The following is a 15,716-nucleotide window of genomic DNA, read 5'->3' as shown; positions in this document are numbered from 1 at the left end:
CTGTCAAAGTACTCCGTTATTGATACATCTAATGTACGGCGAATAATTACTTTAAGCAAATATATTTAAGTATATTTATTAACAAGTTTTTAACAGCTTTTCAACAGGTTATTCACAATCAGGCTATTTACCTTCAAGCTCGGCTATGGTAAAAGCTTTTTCCCTATCCTTATACTGTTTTCTTACTTTGGCTACTTCATCAATGGATACCTTTCCTGCATTATTTTCCCATGAACCACGGATAAAACTCAATACCTGCGCCACATCGTTGTCAGATATTTCATCGCTATGTGCAATCCCTGGCATATCGGCCGAAATCTCGGGCGCTTCATATACATAGCCGTTGATCTTAACCGGTCCGGTTAAACCATATAAAACAATAGAAATGAGTTTCTCTTTGTTTCCGGTAACCCATTCCGACTTATTTAACGGAGGGGCCAGCGACTTGATCCCATTGCCGTCCGGTGCATGACAGGTCTGACAGCTGGAAGCAAACAAAGCTGCCCCTTTAGGGAAATCCCTGATCAATAAAGAAGGGTCCCTGTTCTTCTGCGAATTGTTGACACCCGTAATCACTTTTTTCAACTGCTTGTTAATGGCCAGGTTGGCATCGGGTACCAGCCCTGCAATCTCTCCGGCAAACTGCTCCTCTCTATAGCTCAGGTTACTGATCACCGCAGCAGAAACGTAAGGGTTATCGGGATATTTCTTCACCAGCGCCAGCAACAGTGCATCTGCTGCAGGGGCATCATAAGGCCGGATGTAACTGGCTGCAAAACCCAGGTAAGGTGCGGCCATCTGATCATCAGCAGCAACCATCTTCAGCAGTTCATCTCTGAAATAGCGGTAGGAACTGCCATTGATTACAGCAGGCAGAACGCTTAAAGCCTGCATTTTTACCGGCCATTGCGGCGACCTCAATAACTCCAGCACTTCATTCGTCTGCAAGGCCGACAAACCTTCCAGTACCCACATCGCATGGATGAGCTGCAAGGGCCGATCCTTATGACCAAGCGCAGCTCTTAAATAAGGAATAGCCGATCTGTATCTGCCGTCAATCAGGATCTGCTGCGCCATGTCCCGCACCAGTCCGTTTTGATGCCCCAGCATCGCAACCAGTGCCCCGGGCTCCTCAGTAAACTTTACAGCAGCTGTTTTACTGTTTTTAGGAACTATTTTATAGATCCTGCCACATCCAAGGGGTTGCGCCAGCTTCCTTTCTTCTATAATGTTTCTTAAATAAGGTGTTACATAGGTTTTATGCTGTATAATCCCCCTGTACATGTCAACCACATATAAGGCCCCATCCAGTCCGTTGTATAAACTTACAGGTCTGAAACGTTCGTCTATACTCGCCAGAAATTCTTTGCCCTGATAGGCCTGTGTTCCGCTCACCACAAAACCCTTCTCAGTCAGCACGTTCCGCTTAATTAAATTGGCCGATGGTTCTGCCACAAAGGCATTAAAATCGTAGGCATCACCAAACAGGTGCCCACGGTAAATAAGCGGTCCGCAGGCCGCCGTAAAATTCCTTAAACGCAGACTGTCATCGAGCGTTCCGGGCATATATCCCCTGTTTACACCTGGCGTAGGCCTTGCCGGATAAACCCGGTTGTCCCGTACCGTTCTTTCCGAATAGCCCTCCACACCATGCTGGTCGGGGTTCCCGGCACCATAACCCGGGCTAAAATAATCACTCATCAGGTTGGTAGAATTGTCGTTGTAATAGAGCCGGCCATAGTTATCCTGACTGATCCCCCATTGTCCCCTGAAATGGGTTTCTTCTGTCACCCAGCGATCTCCATATTTGCGGTAGCGTTTGGTCGACTTGGCATTATAGATCCAGTTGTCCATCGCCCTCAGCAAGCCATTGGGCTGGTGTTCTACGTTCCCCTCCACTGCATATTTATCATCAACCAGTATCCGCTTTCCGGGTTGATCATTTTTAATTTCATAGTACCAGAGGTTCGGCGATTCTGCCACCAGTATGCCCCCGTCAATCAAACAGATGGCCCTTGGCAATACCAGCGAATCTAAAAAAACCTTCCGCTCATCTGCCACACCATCGCCATTCTTGTCCTCAAGGATCACGATCTTACCATTTGGCCTGTCCTCCCCTTTGCCATATACATCTGGCATATAGCCTACCATTTCTACTACCCAGATCCGGCCCCTGGCATCAAAGCTAAGGGCCACAGGTGCAGTAACCAGCGGCTCGGCAGCCACCAGTTTCACTTCAAAACCATTTTCCAGCTTCATCAGCTTAATGGCCGCATCGGCCGGTATCACCGGCGATCCGGTGGTATCGGGCATCAGGCCGGGTCTGGCTGCTCCAGTCGTTTTTTTATAACTCTGGCATTGGTACAACGTAAAAACAAAGAGTGCTAAAAGGGTATAAATATATAATTTCATAAAGGTTTACAATTCCTCGTTCTCAATTGCAGTTATTTTGGCCAGTCTTTTTACATGGCGCTCCTCATGGGTAAAGCTTGCTCTTAAAAAAGCAAAGCTGATGTCCTTTGCCAGCTCTATCCCGATCACCCGTTCACCCATACACAGGATATTGACATCATCGTGTTCTACCGACTGGTGGGCAGAATACGTATCATGGCATACACCGGCCCTTATCCCTTTAAACTTATTGGCTGCAATACTAACCCCTACCGCACTTCCGCAAACCAGGATGCCCCTTTCCCCTTTTTTTTCAAGAATGGCCCTGGCTACAGCTGCCGCATGGTCCGGATAATCCGTAGCAGCCGATGTATATGTCCCCAGATCCAGCACCTCATACCCTGCGGCTGTTAAAGTAGTCAGCAGTATATTTTTATAGGTAAAACCTGCATGATCTGAACCTATTATTATCTTCATGATGATTTATGTTTATTAAAGTGCCAATTTAGCCAATTTTATCTATTTTTACTGTAGCGTTTGTATGACACTCTGCGTTTTAACAACAATATTTCACAAATCTTAAAATATGATAATGAACCTTTTTACTAAACCGCTTTCCTTAAAATTTGCAAAACTTACTGCATTTTCAATTGCAGCCGCCAGCACCCTATTGTTAAATTCCTGCTCAAAAGATCCTGACCCGGTACAGGACGTTTCGTTTTTAGCCATTACCAATGCCTCGCCTACCCTGGCCTCTTATAATGTATATATTGGCGCTAACCAGGCCAACCGGAGTGGGGCTCTCGGCTTTGGCAGCAATGTTGCCTATGCGCAGTGCGCTGTTGGCAGCAACAGCGTTAAGTTTACCACTACCAGCAATACGGAAAGTGTCATCACCAAAGCTGTAAATGTAGAAGCAAATACGGCAAACTCCCTTTTCCTGATCGGTAAAGCCGGTCAGCTGGACTACCTGGTGCTCAAAGACCAGCTGGGCAGTGTCAGCTCCGACAAAACCTTTATCCGCTTCATCAACCTTTCGCCCGATGCCCCGGCATTGGACCTGGCTGTTAAAGATGGCAATACGCTTATTGCCGATAAAGCATATAAAGCCAGCAGCAGCTTTACAGAGTTCGAAGCAAAAACTTACGTTTTAGTGGTTAAGGATAAAGCAACAGGAACAACACTAAAGCGCGAACTGGCCAGTACCGAATTTAAGGCCGGCAGGTCTTATACCATTATTGCTGCTGGTTTAGTTGCCCCTGCCAATACGGAACAGGCCTTTACCACACAGATCATCACCAATCAGTAATCATAAGATCCCCACTATAAAAAAGGGCGCATATACATCATGTATAGCGCCCTTTCGGTTTAAATTGTGTGTGTGTGTGGTGGTTAGTGTCTTCCCCTGCCATGCCCTTTGTCATTTCCACGATCATGCCCCCGGTCATTTCCTCTGTCATTGTCCCGGCCGCCCCAGTTGCCATGCCCACGGTCCCTGTCATAACCTCTATCTCTATCATAACCTCTGTCACGCTCTCTGGAGTAGTATTTCTTTGCCTGTCCCGGAGGCATACCATGCGGATGGCCTTTTACGACATAATATCTTGAATCGTTGCTGTACCTGATGACCGGCTGGCTCCTTACATTCCTGTATCTCGAATAATATACCCTGTCATGGTCAAAGTTCCGGTAAGAATTTACCACTACCTTATAACCGTTATAAAGGTCGTAACTCCTGTACCTCGAAGGCAATGAAGCCGAAAACCTCCACCTGTTGCCCTCCATATAAATGAACTGGCGTTTTGGTACATGATAATAACACTCTACATCCGGCAGGTAATAATAATCCACATAATCATAGCCTACTGGTCCCCATAAAGGTTGTGAGCCAATATTTACATTGATACTTAACTGTGCCTTTGCCTGGTAGGGCATCCATCCCATTATTCCAAACATTCCCAATAATACTAACCTTTTCATAAACCAAATATTTAAAGTTCCATTTGTGTGTTGTTGAATCAAATCTCTATACTGAACATGAAATCAACATGAAATTTCAGAATTATTATTTTTTTTATTTTTCATCTTAATTTCATGTTCGGTCTGCATCTTCGTACCATTAATTATCTGGGCGCGGATAATTATGACACACACAATGTTTAAGTTGAGAAATGTTAGTTTGCCTCTGCAGAGAGGCAAACTTTCTATATATTTACAGGATGAGTACAGCTATTTTCTTCCGTATATGCCTTACAGCCATGGTCATCTCCTGGCTTCCCCTCGCCTCTTCAGCCAGCAATACGCGCCATACGTCTTATAAAACAAGCTGGCAGGACAAAAAAGATAAAAGGCAGGAACGCGGTAAAGAAAATAAGAAACCAGAGGTGAAAGAAGTTCCGCAATCCAGGAAACAGGAAAAGCCGGAAGAAGTAAAACCAGATAAAAAAGAAAAGCCGAAAGATAAAAGAGGAAATAACTAAGCCCATATTATGAAGGTCCTGATTGTAGAAGATGAAAAAACACTGGCTTATGAAATGGAAGACTTTTTGAAAAAGGCCTTTTATATCTGCGATCTCGCACATAACATCAGCGATGGGCTCGAAAAAATCAGTGCCAACAGCTACGACTTTATTTTACTCGACCTCGGACTGCCAGATGGGGATGGGCTAACCCTGCTCCCAAAAGCAAAAAAACACAATCCTGATGCAGCTTATATCATTTTAACGGCCCGGGGAAACTTGGAAGACAGGATCGCAGGGCTCGATCTGGGGGCCGACGATTACCTGCCCAAACCTTTCTCCCTGCTCGAACTGCAATCCAGGATGCAGGCCATTGCCCGCCGTAAATTCAATCTTAAAGAAGAGTTATTGCCCCTGGGCGATTTTAAGCTCGACCTGCAAAAAAGGCTCATCTTTTTTAACGGACAGCAAATCGAGCTTTCCAGAAAGGAATTCGATATCCTCAGCTACCTTTTCCTGCACAGCAACCGCGTGCTTACCCGCATGCAGCTGAGTGAACACATCTGGGGTACCTTTGCTGATGACGATTACGATTCCAATTATATAGATGCGCACATCAAGAACATCAGAAAAAAGCTGAATGCCTGGGCAGCTACAAATTTCCTGGAAACAGTACGTGGTGTAGGTTACAGAATAAAGAAATAATTGAAACTATCTGCCAAATTAATCCTGTTCATTACCAGCTCAAAGCTAGCTGTAGTGCTGCTGTTTGTCATTTCCCTCCCTTTCCTCGTTAACGGCATCGTATCCGAATACATCAGTTATTCTTTGCGCCTGCAGCAGGATAAAGTCATCCGCATCATCCATAAAAACGGCATCAACTATTACCTGCAGGGCGACAATAACTATGGCAGCTATACCATGCTCAAAGAAGAATACATCGCCCTCGAGCCTTCAACAGCAAATACCCGTATCGATACCATAAAAACAGCCAAACGTCTGGTAGAAAGGGATACGCTCAATTACAGGATCCTGATGCATACCTTTAATTATGAAGGAAAAAATTACCTGCTCGAAATCGGAAAAACGACTTCCAGCATTAACCAGTACAACAAGCCCCTGCAAAGACTGGCCCTGTATGTACTCATGGGCCTCATCGCCCTGAGCCTGCTGTTCGACCTGCTTTTTACTCGTGCACTCATCAGGCCACTCGGAAAAATTATCAAATCAAAGCTCATCGACAGGAAATTTCCTTTCAAAAACCATCCTGCACCCATACGCACCTCTACGTACGATTTTAAATACCTCGATGAATCCCTGATCCTGCTCATGGAACAGATCAATGAAGCTTTCGAGAAAGAACGGGAATTTACCGCCAATGCCTCCCATGAGCTCATGACCCCCATCAGCATCCTGCAAAATAAAATGGAAAACCTGATTGGTGATGAACAGCTGAACGAGGAAGCAGTCGTAAAAATTGCCGATATGATGAAAACGCTCGACCGGTTAAAAAAGATCTCCAGGTCGCTCCTCCTCATCTCCAGGATCGAAAACGAACAGTTCGCCAAATCCGATAGCCTAAAGCCTGCAGCACTGATCAGAGAAGTACTCGATGAGATCAGCCACCGTCTGGAAGAGAAAAACCTGGATATTTCTGTTCAGCTTAACGACCAGGTCCTGTTAAAGGGTGTCAACCACGATCTTCTCTTCCAGTTGTTCTATAACCTCATCAACAATGCCATCAAGTACAACGTACCTGCCGGCAACATCACCATCACAGACCAGGAAATCAGCCAGAACAGCTATTTAATTACCATACAGGATACCGGAATTGGTATTGCCGCCGAAGAACTGCCCTTTATTTTCGACCGTTTCCGAAAAGCAAACCTGAAAGAAAACGTAGGTTATGGCCTCGGACTTTCCATCGTAAAAAGCATCGCTGCTTATCACAACGTAACTATCAAAGTAAGTTCAACCTTGCAAAAGGGCAGCACGTTTAAGCTGTACTTCAAATTAAAATAACCAGATTTTTGAATTTAAATGACCATAATTTTCAAATAGAATCAGATATTAGCTTTCACATTTAAACTTAGCTATGAAAAAACTATTTCTTGCCTTATTGTTAAGCGTACTTTCCACAATTACTTTTGCGCAAAACCCTATTGTGGGTACCGATATGCCCAAAGCAGTTTTTTACAAAGCGGATGGCAAAACATTCAATACAGACCAGATTACAAAAGGCAGCAAATCCCTGCTGATGCTGTTCGATGCCACCTGCGAACATTGCCAGAAAGTAGTATCCAACATTTCAAAAAGAAGCACAGAACTTAAAAATGTTAACCTCTACCTCATTTCGCAGGATGAATACCGCTCCATCAATTATTTCATGGACAATTTTGGCAAACCTTTAAAAACAATGAAAAATGTAAGTGTATTGCAGGATAAAGACCACGTTTTCATCCCACTGTTCCACCCCAAACAGTACCCAGCCCTTTACCTTTATGGAAAAGATAAAAAGCTGGAATTTTATTCAAGTGATGAAAGGGATGTACCCAGGTTCTTCAGCCGGATCAAATAAAAATCAATAGCTGATCTTAAAGGAACGTCTGGCCAGCAGCTTCCAGGCTTCCCCTTGTTTTTCCCAAACCAGTACCACGCCAAGGTTAACCTTTGCAGGAATACCGCCATCGTTGGTATTGCCCCTCAGCAGGTGGCGTACGATAGCTGTATTTCCGGCAACGGTAATGGATTGTTCCGACAGCTCTATGGTCTTAAAATCAGATTTTTTGGTCGAAAGCGCAGTTACAAAAGCAGCTTTATCCTCAATATGCCCGTTAGAATGTCCATAGGTCAGGTTATCGGTAACCAGACTTTCCAGATCGGCCTTATTTCCGCTGATCATCGCTACGCGTAGTTTTTCAGTTAATTCTGCAATTTTAGTTTCGTCCTTTGATTGTGCCGAAGCAAGTAAACTCATAATGGTAAATGTGATTAAAATGATGGTCTGTTTCATATATCATAATAGCTATGTTCAACAGATAAATATATGGATAATTAAGGTTTATAAACCAGGCCCATGTTATAAAACATAAATGCCCACCTGTCGGCCATTTCCTCAATCGCCTTGTCGGTAGGCTTTCCCGCGCCATGTCCGGCATTGGTCTGTATGCTGATCAGCACCGGGGCATCACCACCCTGGTCTTTTTGCAGGGTGGCCGCAAACTTAAAGGAATGCGCCGGTACTACCCTGTCGTCATGGTCTGCCGTAGTAACCAGCGTAGCCGGATATCTTACACCAGGTTTTAACGCATGTACAGGCGAATAATGATGTAAATAGCTGAACATTTCTTTAGAATCTGCCGAAGTTCCGTAATCAAAGCTCCAGCCGGCACCCGCCGTAAACTTATGGTAGCGCAGCATATCCATTACCCCCACTGCCGGAAAAGCCACTTTAAAAAGGTCCGGGCGCTGTGCCATAGTAGCACCCACCAGCAGTCCGCCGTTAGACCCGCCCATGCTGGCCAGATAAGCTGCTGAAGTATATTTATGCCCAATCAGGTATTCGGCAGCCGCAATAAAATCATCAAATACATTTTGTTTCTGCAATTTGGTACCAGCCAGGTGCCATTTTTCGCCATATTCGCCACCGCCCCTTAAATTGGCTACGGCATATATCCCGCCCTGGTCCAGTAAAATGATGTTCGAGGTACTGAAAGATGGGGTTAAACTGATGTTAAACCCTCCGTAGCCATACAATACCGTAGGGTTTTTACCATTCAAAACCAGCCCTTTTTTATAGGTAATGATCATCGGCACCTTAGTGCCGTCTTTTGAAGTATAGAATACCTGTCTGGATTCGTAGTTTTCAGGATTAAAATCCACACCTGATTTTTTATAAAGTTCCGACTTGCCGGTCGACACCGTATATTTAAAGATCGTAGCCGGATATACATAAGAGGTAAAGGTATAATAAAGTGCCGGTTCTTCTTTTTTACCAGAAAAACCACTGGCAGAACCAATACCCGGCAACTCAATCCGGTGCTCCAGCTTCCCGTCCATATTGTACTGCAAAACCAGTGATACAGCGTCTTTGATGTAATTGGCAAAGAGCTTGCCGCCACCGGCAGATGGCCGCAATACGTTTTCGGTCTCCTTAATCAGTTCCTTCCAGTTCTCTGGCTTTGGGTTGGCCGCGTCTACAGTAACAATGCGGCCATTGGCTGCATTTAATTTGGTAAAAATATACAGTTTACTGCCTATATTATCGATGATGTTGTGGTCTTTGTCAAAATTATCCACCACGTTTACAATAGGCGCATCAGGAATGCTTAGGTCCTGAATGTACAGTTCATTGCCCGAAGTAGAGTTGGCGGCCGAGATCACCAGGTACCGTTCATCCTCTGTTAAACTGGCACCAACATACCGCCTTGGTGTTTTGCTGCCACCAAAGATCAGCTTATCTGCCGTTTGGGGCGTGCCCAGCTGATGGTAATACAGTTTATGCTGGTCGGTCATCCCCGAAAGCTGACTGCCATCCTTTGGTTTATCATAACTGCTGTAATAAAAGCCTTCATTCCCTTTCCAGGCTATTTCGGAAAACTTGACGTCAATCAAAGTATCCCCTACAACCGTTTTATCGGCCGCCTTCAACACCACCACCTTACGCCAGTCAGATCCGCCTTCCGACAGCTGGTAGGCCAGCATACTGCCATCTTTGGAAAAATTAATATCCGCCATTGAAGTCGTTGCATCTTTAGAAAAAGTGTTCGGGTCCAGAAAAACCTCTGGCTCCCCATCCCCTTTCTGCCTGTACAGTACACTTTGGTTCTGCAGGCCTGTATTTTTATAAAAATAAGTATAGGCCCCTTCTTTAAAAGGCTGCGAATACTTTTCATAGTTCATCAGTTTGGTTAAACGGGTTTTGATCTGGTTGCGGTAAGAAATCTGGTCAATAAATTTACGGGTAACTGCATTCTGGGCATCTACCCATTGTTTGGTCTCTGCCGAGCGGTCATCTTCCAGCCACCTGTAAGGATCGGCTACTTCAGTACCAAAATAATTGTCTTTTATAGTTGTTTCTTTTGTCTCAGGATAAGTCATTCTGGTTTTTTGTGTAGTCTTGTTAAATTGAGCTTGCGTAACCAATGGCGGTAAAAGGGCTAGCATAAGCAGGCTGTTTTTTATGATTTTTTTCATGGTGTCGCATTAAATCATTAGATAGGAATCGAAAGCAGCGGGATATGCAGCCCGGATGCCATCACCCTTGTTTTGCTTTTGTGTACCATAGAAGCCCAGAAACCATATTTTTTAGGTACCATAATCAGCATATCGGCACCAAATATCTCTATTTCTTTTTCAATTTCTTCTATTACCGCATTCGATTTCACATTTTTATAGTAATAGGCAATCCCTTCCAGCCCGTCATCTATGGCATTGGTGGCCAGTAAAGCGGGGCCTTCATTCCGCAGTTCTTCCAGGGTTTTATCTACATTAAAAACCTCTACTTCAGCAGCTAAGCTCAAAGCCAGTTCTTTGACATGTCCCAATACCCTTTCAGACACCCCACTCAGTACATCGCAGGCAAAAAGCACTTTTTTTGTCCCTTCAAATTTAGCACCAAGGGGCACAGCCAGTACCGGAAACTTTAATTTCTTGATTGCCGAAGTAGTGGTATTTCCCCAAAGGTCCTGTTCAAGGGTCTTGGCCGTCATGCCCAGCACCACCAGGCTGGCCTCGTATTTAACCAGCAGCTGCTTCAGTTCATCTTCTACAAAAGAAAATGCAGTTTCATGCCCTACTTCTATGTCATAATCCAATGAAAGTGTTAGGGCGCGTTCTATCAGTCTGATCTCGTTATCTATCAGCAATCTCTGGATACTGGAAGCCGGTAAAAGGGTATTTGCCGCATGTATCGGGATCACGAAAGAATTAAAAAGGATCAGTCTTGCATTGCTGTGTCTGGTTACCGCCGCTGCATATTCTACAGCATTTTCTGCCACTTCCGAGAAATCTGTCGCTACAATTATGGTCATTCGTACAAAATTTTATGCTTGTAAAGCTATATCTGGGCCAGAATGGCCTTGTAGGCACCATCCCAAAGTGCTATGCCTTTTTCAAGTGCCGCTATACTGGCCTGTTCCGCATCCTGCCAAAGGGCCACATCATCAGCACAAAGCTCGGCAGTCATGGCCAGGGCCAGGTAACTGTGGTGGTCGCCATCCACTTCTATATGCCTGTCCAGGTAATATTTAAATAAAGACAGTTGTTCAGGAAATTTTTTATTCAGGTCGTTTACCATGGTCAGGAACATATTCGGGATCAGGTCTTCCCTTCCAAAAGTAAAGGTACTGGTCTGTAAATGGGCCGCATTGCTGTGGATGATCTTAAAAGTAAAATCAACAAACCCACGCGCAGGTTCCGGTGTTCCGGCAGCCTGATAAGCATTGGGCAGGTCTCCTGTTTTTTGAAGTGCATGGATAAATGTGTCAATGCCGCTGGTATCTGCACCGCATTGTGCCATGGCATCCAGGTACATTTCAAAATGACTTTTGCGCTGGCCTGTACTGTCCACATCCGATTCTTCCCCCGCCACAATCTCGTTGATCAGGTAGCGGGTATTTGCCGAACCTACCGGAAACCAGGGCACACTGGTACAGGTCAGGTTAATCTGCAAAGCTTTTAAAAGCGACATAAAGTCCCATACCGCGTATACGTGATATTCCATAAAGATCCTCAGGTCTTCCAGGCTGTTGATCACACTGTAAACCTTATGGTTTATAATCTGCTGTCTAAGGGGTTCGATGCGCTCCTGTATGCTTTTTAATGCTGCACTCATCTTGCTGTCGTATTAATTTGGCACAAATGTAACCATACAGCATTATAATAGTTTAAGATTTTTGTCACATCTGAAACCAGCCGGTTTAAACGGCCAAAGCCATTCTTTTATTTCGGGCAATCAGCATCCAGGCAAATACAGCCCCGGTTAAGGCCATTAAGGTACCCACCCATACCGGAGAAGTATAATCGTAGCCAGCTGCCAGGGGCAAACCACCTAAAAAGGCACCCAAAGCGTTGCCTATATTAAAACTGGCCTGGCTAACAGATGCAGCAAGCATCTCCGAGCCTTTGGCCGTTTTGATCATCAGCATCTGGATCGGTGCCGCCAGGGCAAAAGCCACCGCACCGGTAATGAAGGTCATGACCAGCGAAAGTACCTGATTGGTAGAAATATAATGTACAATAAATAAGGTAACCGCCATGGCAATCAGCAAAGAAACAGAAGCTTTTGCCGGCGAAAACATGTCGGCCAGCTTGCCCCCTATAAAGTTACCAACCAGCATACCCAGGCCGGCCAGTACCAGGATGTAAGTAATCGAATCGGCAGAAAAACCCGAAACATCGGTTAAAAGCGGGGCAATATAGCTGTACCAGGAAAACAGTCCTCCTGTACCTATGGCAATCATCAGGATAATGAGCCATGCTTCGGGCAGCTTAAAGAAACCCAGTTCTTTTTTCAGATCCCTGTCCTTGGTAGCAGGCAGGGCCGGCATCCATAATTTCAGACTCAAAAGGGTAATTAAGCCTACAACAACAATGATCACGAAAGTATAGCGCCAGGAATAATTGTGACCAATAAAAGTACCCAGCGGCACACCGATCACATTGGCAATGGTTAAACCCGCAAACATCAGCGATACGGCCGAAGCTTCTTTTCCTTTATCTGCAATGCGGCTGGCCACTACCGACCCTACTCCAAAAAAGGCACCATGCGGCAAACCCGCAAGTAAGCGGGCAATAAACATGGTGGTATAATCAGGAGAAAAAGCCGACAAAGCGTTAAAGGCCACAAACATCATCATCAGGGCCATCAATATCTTTTTTGGGGGATAGCTTCCTGCAATGGCCACCAGTAAAGGTGCACCGATAACCACACCCAAGGCATAAGCAGAAATGAGGTGCCCCGCCTGAGGGATGGTAATGGAGAGGTCTTTTGCAATATCGGGCAACAGGCCCATCATCACAAACTCTGTGATGCCAATCCCCAGTCCGCCAAGGGTTAAAGTGAGTAAGCTTTTCTTCATTTCTGTATCGTAGTTAGTGTAAAAAATACACGATACAAAAGTAACCAATAAAGCCGGCCCTTTTCGTCTTTAAAAGGTAATTTTTATCCGCTGATATTTATTTTATACCTGTCCTATATAAGTGCTTTTGGAAGTTTCCGAGCGGTCGGGAGACACAAATGAAATGTAAACCTCTGCTGGTTCTTCTATTAAATTTTCAGGCAGTAACATCAGTTCTTTTCCCTCCATTCGCTTCGCCACATATAACATGCTGATCGCCGCTTTTGACTCCGGAAAATAAGCCATCAGCAGGGCCTGATCAGATCCGTTCCCCCCAGGAAAATCCATCCGTATCCCAGGTAAACGCTATTCCGGCAGCTATCCTGCTGGCCTCCGGATTTTCTGCAGGCAATAGTTCTCCTTCACTCAGTATTACATTTGGACAATCGATCTCTATGTCCGGATAATAACCTTTAAGTGCATCTTTTTTATTATAAGCAATGGCCAGGTTGTAATAATTTTTAGTGCTGTCCTTTGCCGCTGAACTAAACCCAGCTTTTAAATAGCCTTTCATCGTATGAAAAAAATTGTTGAGTACTTTCATACGCAACTCATTATCGAGTTGTTTTTCACTGGAACGTGTTCTTTTATGTCTCACCATCCTGGTCACGTTCTGTCCGTTCAGCACATAACTGGTGATATTGCCGGTAGTACCGGTTAGCTGCCCGTAAAGGCCATTTAATAATTTACCCATAATCAGTTTTTTAGCAATTTTTGTTAGTTAAGTAAAGATAATCAATGCTTTACACATCATTACTATCTGCAGATCATTATTTTAAAACATTTTTTAAACATTTTTAGATCATTTTTAAATCTTAGTTAGGTCAAATCGACCTAGCAAGGACCTAGTAACGTCCTATTAAGGTCCTAATAATGTTCTAAAAATATATAGAGCAGGAAAAACACTTTCTTCTCCTTTTAAAGCACTAATAAAAAGAAAATTAAAACAAAGTCCCCCTCGTAACCGTTTATACTCTGATAATCAATTACAGGAGTGCATTATGAATTATAAGAAACTAATAACAGACCGCTTTTCAGGCATACCGCACAGACCGACAGATACTACAGGAGCAGTGATCGCTTTGCTGACGGGACTGGCAGTTGGGGCGGTGCTGGGTGTATTGTTTGCACCGGAGAGTGGAAAAAACACCAGGGAAAGAATTTCCGACAAGGCTTTGGATTTAACAGATAACCTTAAAGATGGTTATCAATCGGTAAAAGACAGGATATCGGCCGGTAAAGATGATATTGTAGGTCTAAAAGACCGCGTGGTAGACAATGTAAAAAATAAGGCAAACGCCGTTTCGCAGGAATTTAAGGAGTTCAAAGATGCGGAAACAGAAAAAGTAAAATCAGGTGTAAAGCAGGCAGCTGATAATGCCAATGATACCATTCAGGACATTTAGCAACCTATAAACCGTATAAGTACAAATGGAACAGCCGGCTTTCCGGTTCAGTGAAGGCTTTCAGCTCAATGGCTCAACGCTTTGATCTGAAAGCCTTTGGTATTTAAAAAACAGCTGTGTAATGGGGATCAGCAATATCCCGCACAGGGCAAAAATGACAAAAGATACCCTTAAATTGAAGGCATGGGCCAGATAGCCAATTAAAGGCGGGCCAAGCAACATCCCCGTAATGGAATAGGTGGCAATGATGGATATGGCCATACCTGCCGAATATTTTTTTGAAGCACCGGCCAGGGCGTAAGACATCGGGATTACAGCCGCGGTACCAAAACCTACCAGCGAAAAGCCGACCATAGCCGTCCAGAAATACGGAAAAATAATGGCCAGACAAATGCCCGAAACAATACAGCTTGCGCTCATGATATAGGTTTTTGGCATGCCAAAGCGTGCCACAATGAAATCGGATAAAAACCTGGAAGTGGCCATAAAGGTCATGAAGATCAGGTAACCATAAGTAAAGATCTCTACTTTTATAATTTCCTGGAAATAGATACCGCTCCAGTCGAACATCCCCCCTTCACAGATGGCACAAAGGAAAACCACCAGGCCCAGGTAAAAAATATAGGGATCTGGCTTGCTCAAAATGAGCTTGTTACCGGTTTCGGAGCGGTCTCCCTTCAGCAAATACTGGTAAGCATATAGGCTAAGCGACAGCATCACAATGGCTACAGCCGTAAAATGAATCTGGATGGGTACATTGAAACTGAGCAAAAGTGTAGACAGCAGGATTCCTGCTATGCCACCCATGCTCCAGTAACCATGAAAAGAACCCATGATCTTTTTATCGAAACGCTTTTGCAGGGTTAAGGCCTGGGTGTTTACAGAAATATTAAAGATACGGGTGGTAAAGGCAAATACCACTACGGCCAAAACCAGGCTTAAGGTATTGTGTGCAAAACCAATAAGCGTAAGCGCCAGCATGTTGAGTCCGTAGCCCAGCGTTAAAGGTCCGCGACTGTTGTATTTAGACACCAGCCAGCCCGAAATGGGCAGGCCCAGCAGGGAACCTATGGGCAGGGCCAGCAATATACTGCCCAGCTCGGCCTCATTGAAACCAAAAGTAGTTTTAATGGTCGGGATCCGCGAAGCCCAGGTAGAAAAACTTAAGCCCGACATAAAGAAAAACAGACTTAAAAAGAAACGATGTTTTGTGTTAGAGATCATTGCATAGGTTTGCGCTGCAAATTTAGCAATTCCTTTGGTTGTAATGACCCGCTTTTATTAAAATAGTGTAAGAATTGCACTTTGCAAATAAATATAAAATTGGCATTGATTTGCGT

General features: G+C 44.5%; 17 protein-coding genes. 6 read left to right on the top strand and 11 right to left on the bottom strand.

Annotation, left to right across the window (positions count from 1 at the left end; genetic code table 11):
* Positions 1–123 precede the first annotated feature (123 nt).
* Together HDC92_RS05710 and rpiB are read right to left on the bottom strand one after the other, a co-directional pair.
* Complete coding sequence (locus HDC92_RS05710) at positions 124–2,412, bottom strand: c-type cytochrome (RefSeq protein ID WP_183872931.1); 2,289 nt, start codon at positions 2,410–2,412, stop codon at positions 124–126.
* Between the two features lie 6 nt (positions 2,413–2,418).
* Positions 2,419–2,868, bottom strand: coding sequence for a ribose 5-phosphate isomerase B (rpiB, locus tag HDC92_RS05705; RefSeq protein ID WP_221270925.1), 450 nt, complete (start codon positions 2,866–2,868; stop codon positions 2,419–2,421).
* Positions 2,869–2,983: 115 nt separating this feature from the next.
* On the opposite strand from rpiB, the gene HDC92_RS05700 reads away from it, so the two are divergent.
* Positions 2,984–3,700, top strand: a complete 717-nt coding sequence (locus HDC92_RS05700; RefSeq protein ID WP_015808267.1) for a DUF4397 domain-containing protein — start codon at positions 2,984–2,986, stop codon at positions 3,698–3,700.
* Positions 3,701–3,783: 83 nt separating this feature from the next.
* Here HDC92_RS05700 and HDC92_RS05695 read toward each other — a convergent pair whose 3' ends face one another.
* Positions 3,784–4,371, bottom strand: a complete 588-nt coding sequence (locus tag HDC92_RS05695; RefSeq protein ID WP_221270924.1) for a hypothetical protein — start codon at positions 4,369–4,371, stop codon at positions 3,784–3,786.
* 239 nt (positions 4,372–4,610) lie between these two features.
* Here HDC92_RS05695 and HDC92_RS05690 point away from each other — a divergent pair, with 239 nt between their 5' ends.
* From HDC92_RS05690 to HDC92_RS05675, 4 genes are all read left to right on the top strand, one after another.
* A complete protein-coding gene (locus HDC92_RS05690; protein ID WP_036674051.1) occupies positions 4,611–4,871 on the top strand; it encodes a hypothetical protein in 261 nt (86 codons plus the stop codon).
* Positions 4,872–4,880: 9 nt separating this feature from the next.
* Entirely contained in the window at positions 4,881–5,555 is a 675-nt protein-coding gene (locus HDC92_RS05685; RefSeq protein WP_015808270.1) for a response regulator transcription factor, read from the top strand.
* Positions 5,556–6,872 (top strand): sensor histidine kinase, encoded by a 1,317-nt coding sequence (locus HDC92_RS05680; protein WP_183872929.1) that lies wholly within the window; start codon positions 5,556–5,558, stop codon positions 6,870–6,872.
* A 73-nt stretch (positions 6,873–6,945) separates the two neighbouring features.
* Positions 6,946–7,428 carry a peroxiredoxin family protein gene (locus tag HDC92_RS05675; RefSeq protein ID WP_015808272.1) on the top strand — a complete coding sequence of 161 codons (483 nt, stop codon included), beginning with the start codon at positions 6,946–6,948 and terminating at the stop codon, positions 7,426–7,428.
* 3 nt (positions 7,429–7,431) lie between these two features.
* Here the strand turns inward: HDC92_RS05675 and HDC92_RS05670 are convergent, their stop codons facing one another.
* From HDC92_RS05670 to HDC92_RS05640, 7 genes are all read right to left on the bottom strand, one after another.
* Positions 7,432–7,863: a nuclear transport factor 2 family protein gene (locus HDC92_RS05670; protein ID WP_015808273.1), complete on the bottom strand. Its 432-nt coding sequence runs from the start codon at positions 7,861–7,863 to the stop codon at positions 7,432–7,434.
* A gap of 41 nt (positions 7,864–7,904) precedes the next feature.
* Positions 7,905–10,046: a prolyl oligopeptidase family serine peptidase gene (locus HDC92_RS05665; RefSeq protein WP_183872927.1), complete on the bottom strand. Its 2,142-nt coding sequence runs from the start codon at positions 10,044–10,046 to the stop codon at positions 7,905–7,907.
* A gap of 17 nt (positions 10,047–10,063) precedes the next feature.
* Complete coding sequence (locus tag HDC92_RS05660) at positions 10,064–10,882, bottom strand: universal stress protein (RefSeq protein ID WP_183872925.1); 819 nt, start codon at positions 10,880–10,882, stop codon at positions 10,064–10,066.
* Between the two features lie 26 nt (positions 10,883–10,908).
* The gene (locus HDC92_RS05655) at positions 10,909–11,685 is read right to left on the bottom strand and encodes a DUF3050 domain-containing protein (RefSeq protein WP_183872923.1); all 777 of its coding nucleotides are present in this window, start codon (positions 11,683–11,685) and stop codon (positions 10,909–10,911) included.
* Between the two features lie 85 nt (positions 11,686–11,770).
* Positions 11,771–12,931 carry an MFS transporter gene (locus HDC92_RS05650; RefSeq protein ID WP_183872921.1) on the bottom strand — a complete coding sequence of 387 codons (1,161 nt, stop codon included), beginning with the start codon at positions 12,929–12,931 and terminating at the stop codon, positions 11,771–11,773.
* 102 nt (positions 12,932–13,033) lie between these two features.
* On the bottom strand, positions 13,034–13,258 hold the full coding sequence (locus HDC92_RS05645) for a DUF6266 family protein (RefSeq protein ID WP_183872919.1): 225 nt from the start codon (positions 13,256–13,258) through the stop codon (positions 13,034–13,036).
* Positions 13,230–13,664 carry a DUF6266 family protein gene (locus HDC92_RS05640; RefSeq protein ID WP_183872917.1) on the bottom strand — a complete coding sequence of 145 codons (435 nt, stop codon included), beginning with the start codon at positions 13,662–13,664 and terminating at the stop codon, positions 13,230–13,232. Before HDC92_RS05640 ends, HDC92_RS05645 begins: the two co-directional genes overlap by 29 nt.
* A gap of 307 nt (positions 13,665–13,971) precedes the next feature.
* Between HDC92_RS05640 and HDC92_RS05635 the strand changes: the two genes are divergently transcribed.
* Positions 13,972–14,376 (top strand): YtxH domain-containing protein, encoded by a 405-nt coding sequence (locus HDC92_RS05635; protein WP_183872915.1) that lies wholly within the window; start codon positions 13,972–13,974, stop codon positions 14,374–14,376.
* A gap of 60 nt (positions 14,377–14,436) precedes the next feature.
* Here HDC92_RS05635 and HDC92_RS05630 read toward each other — a convergent pair whose 3' ends face one another.
* Positions 14,437–15,600: an MFS transporter gene (locus HDC92_RS05630; protein ID WP_183872913.1), complete on the bottom strand. Its 1,164-nt coding sequence runs from the start codon at positions 15,598–15,600 to the stop codon at positions 14,437–14,439.
* Positions 15,601–15,716: the final 116 nt, after the last annotated feature.

This window comes from Pedobacter sp. AK017 (genome assembly GCF_014200825.1).
Classification (GTDB): Bacteria; Bacteroidota; Bacteroidia; order Sphingobacteriales; family Sphingobacteriaceae; genus Pedobacter; species Pedobacter heparinus.
This window is presented reverse-complemented; position numbering and strand designations above follow the sequence as displayed.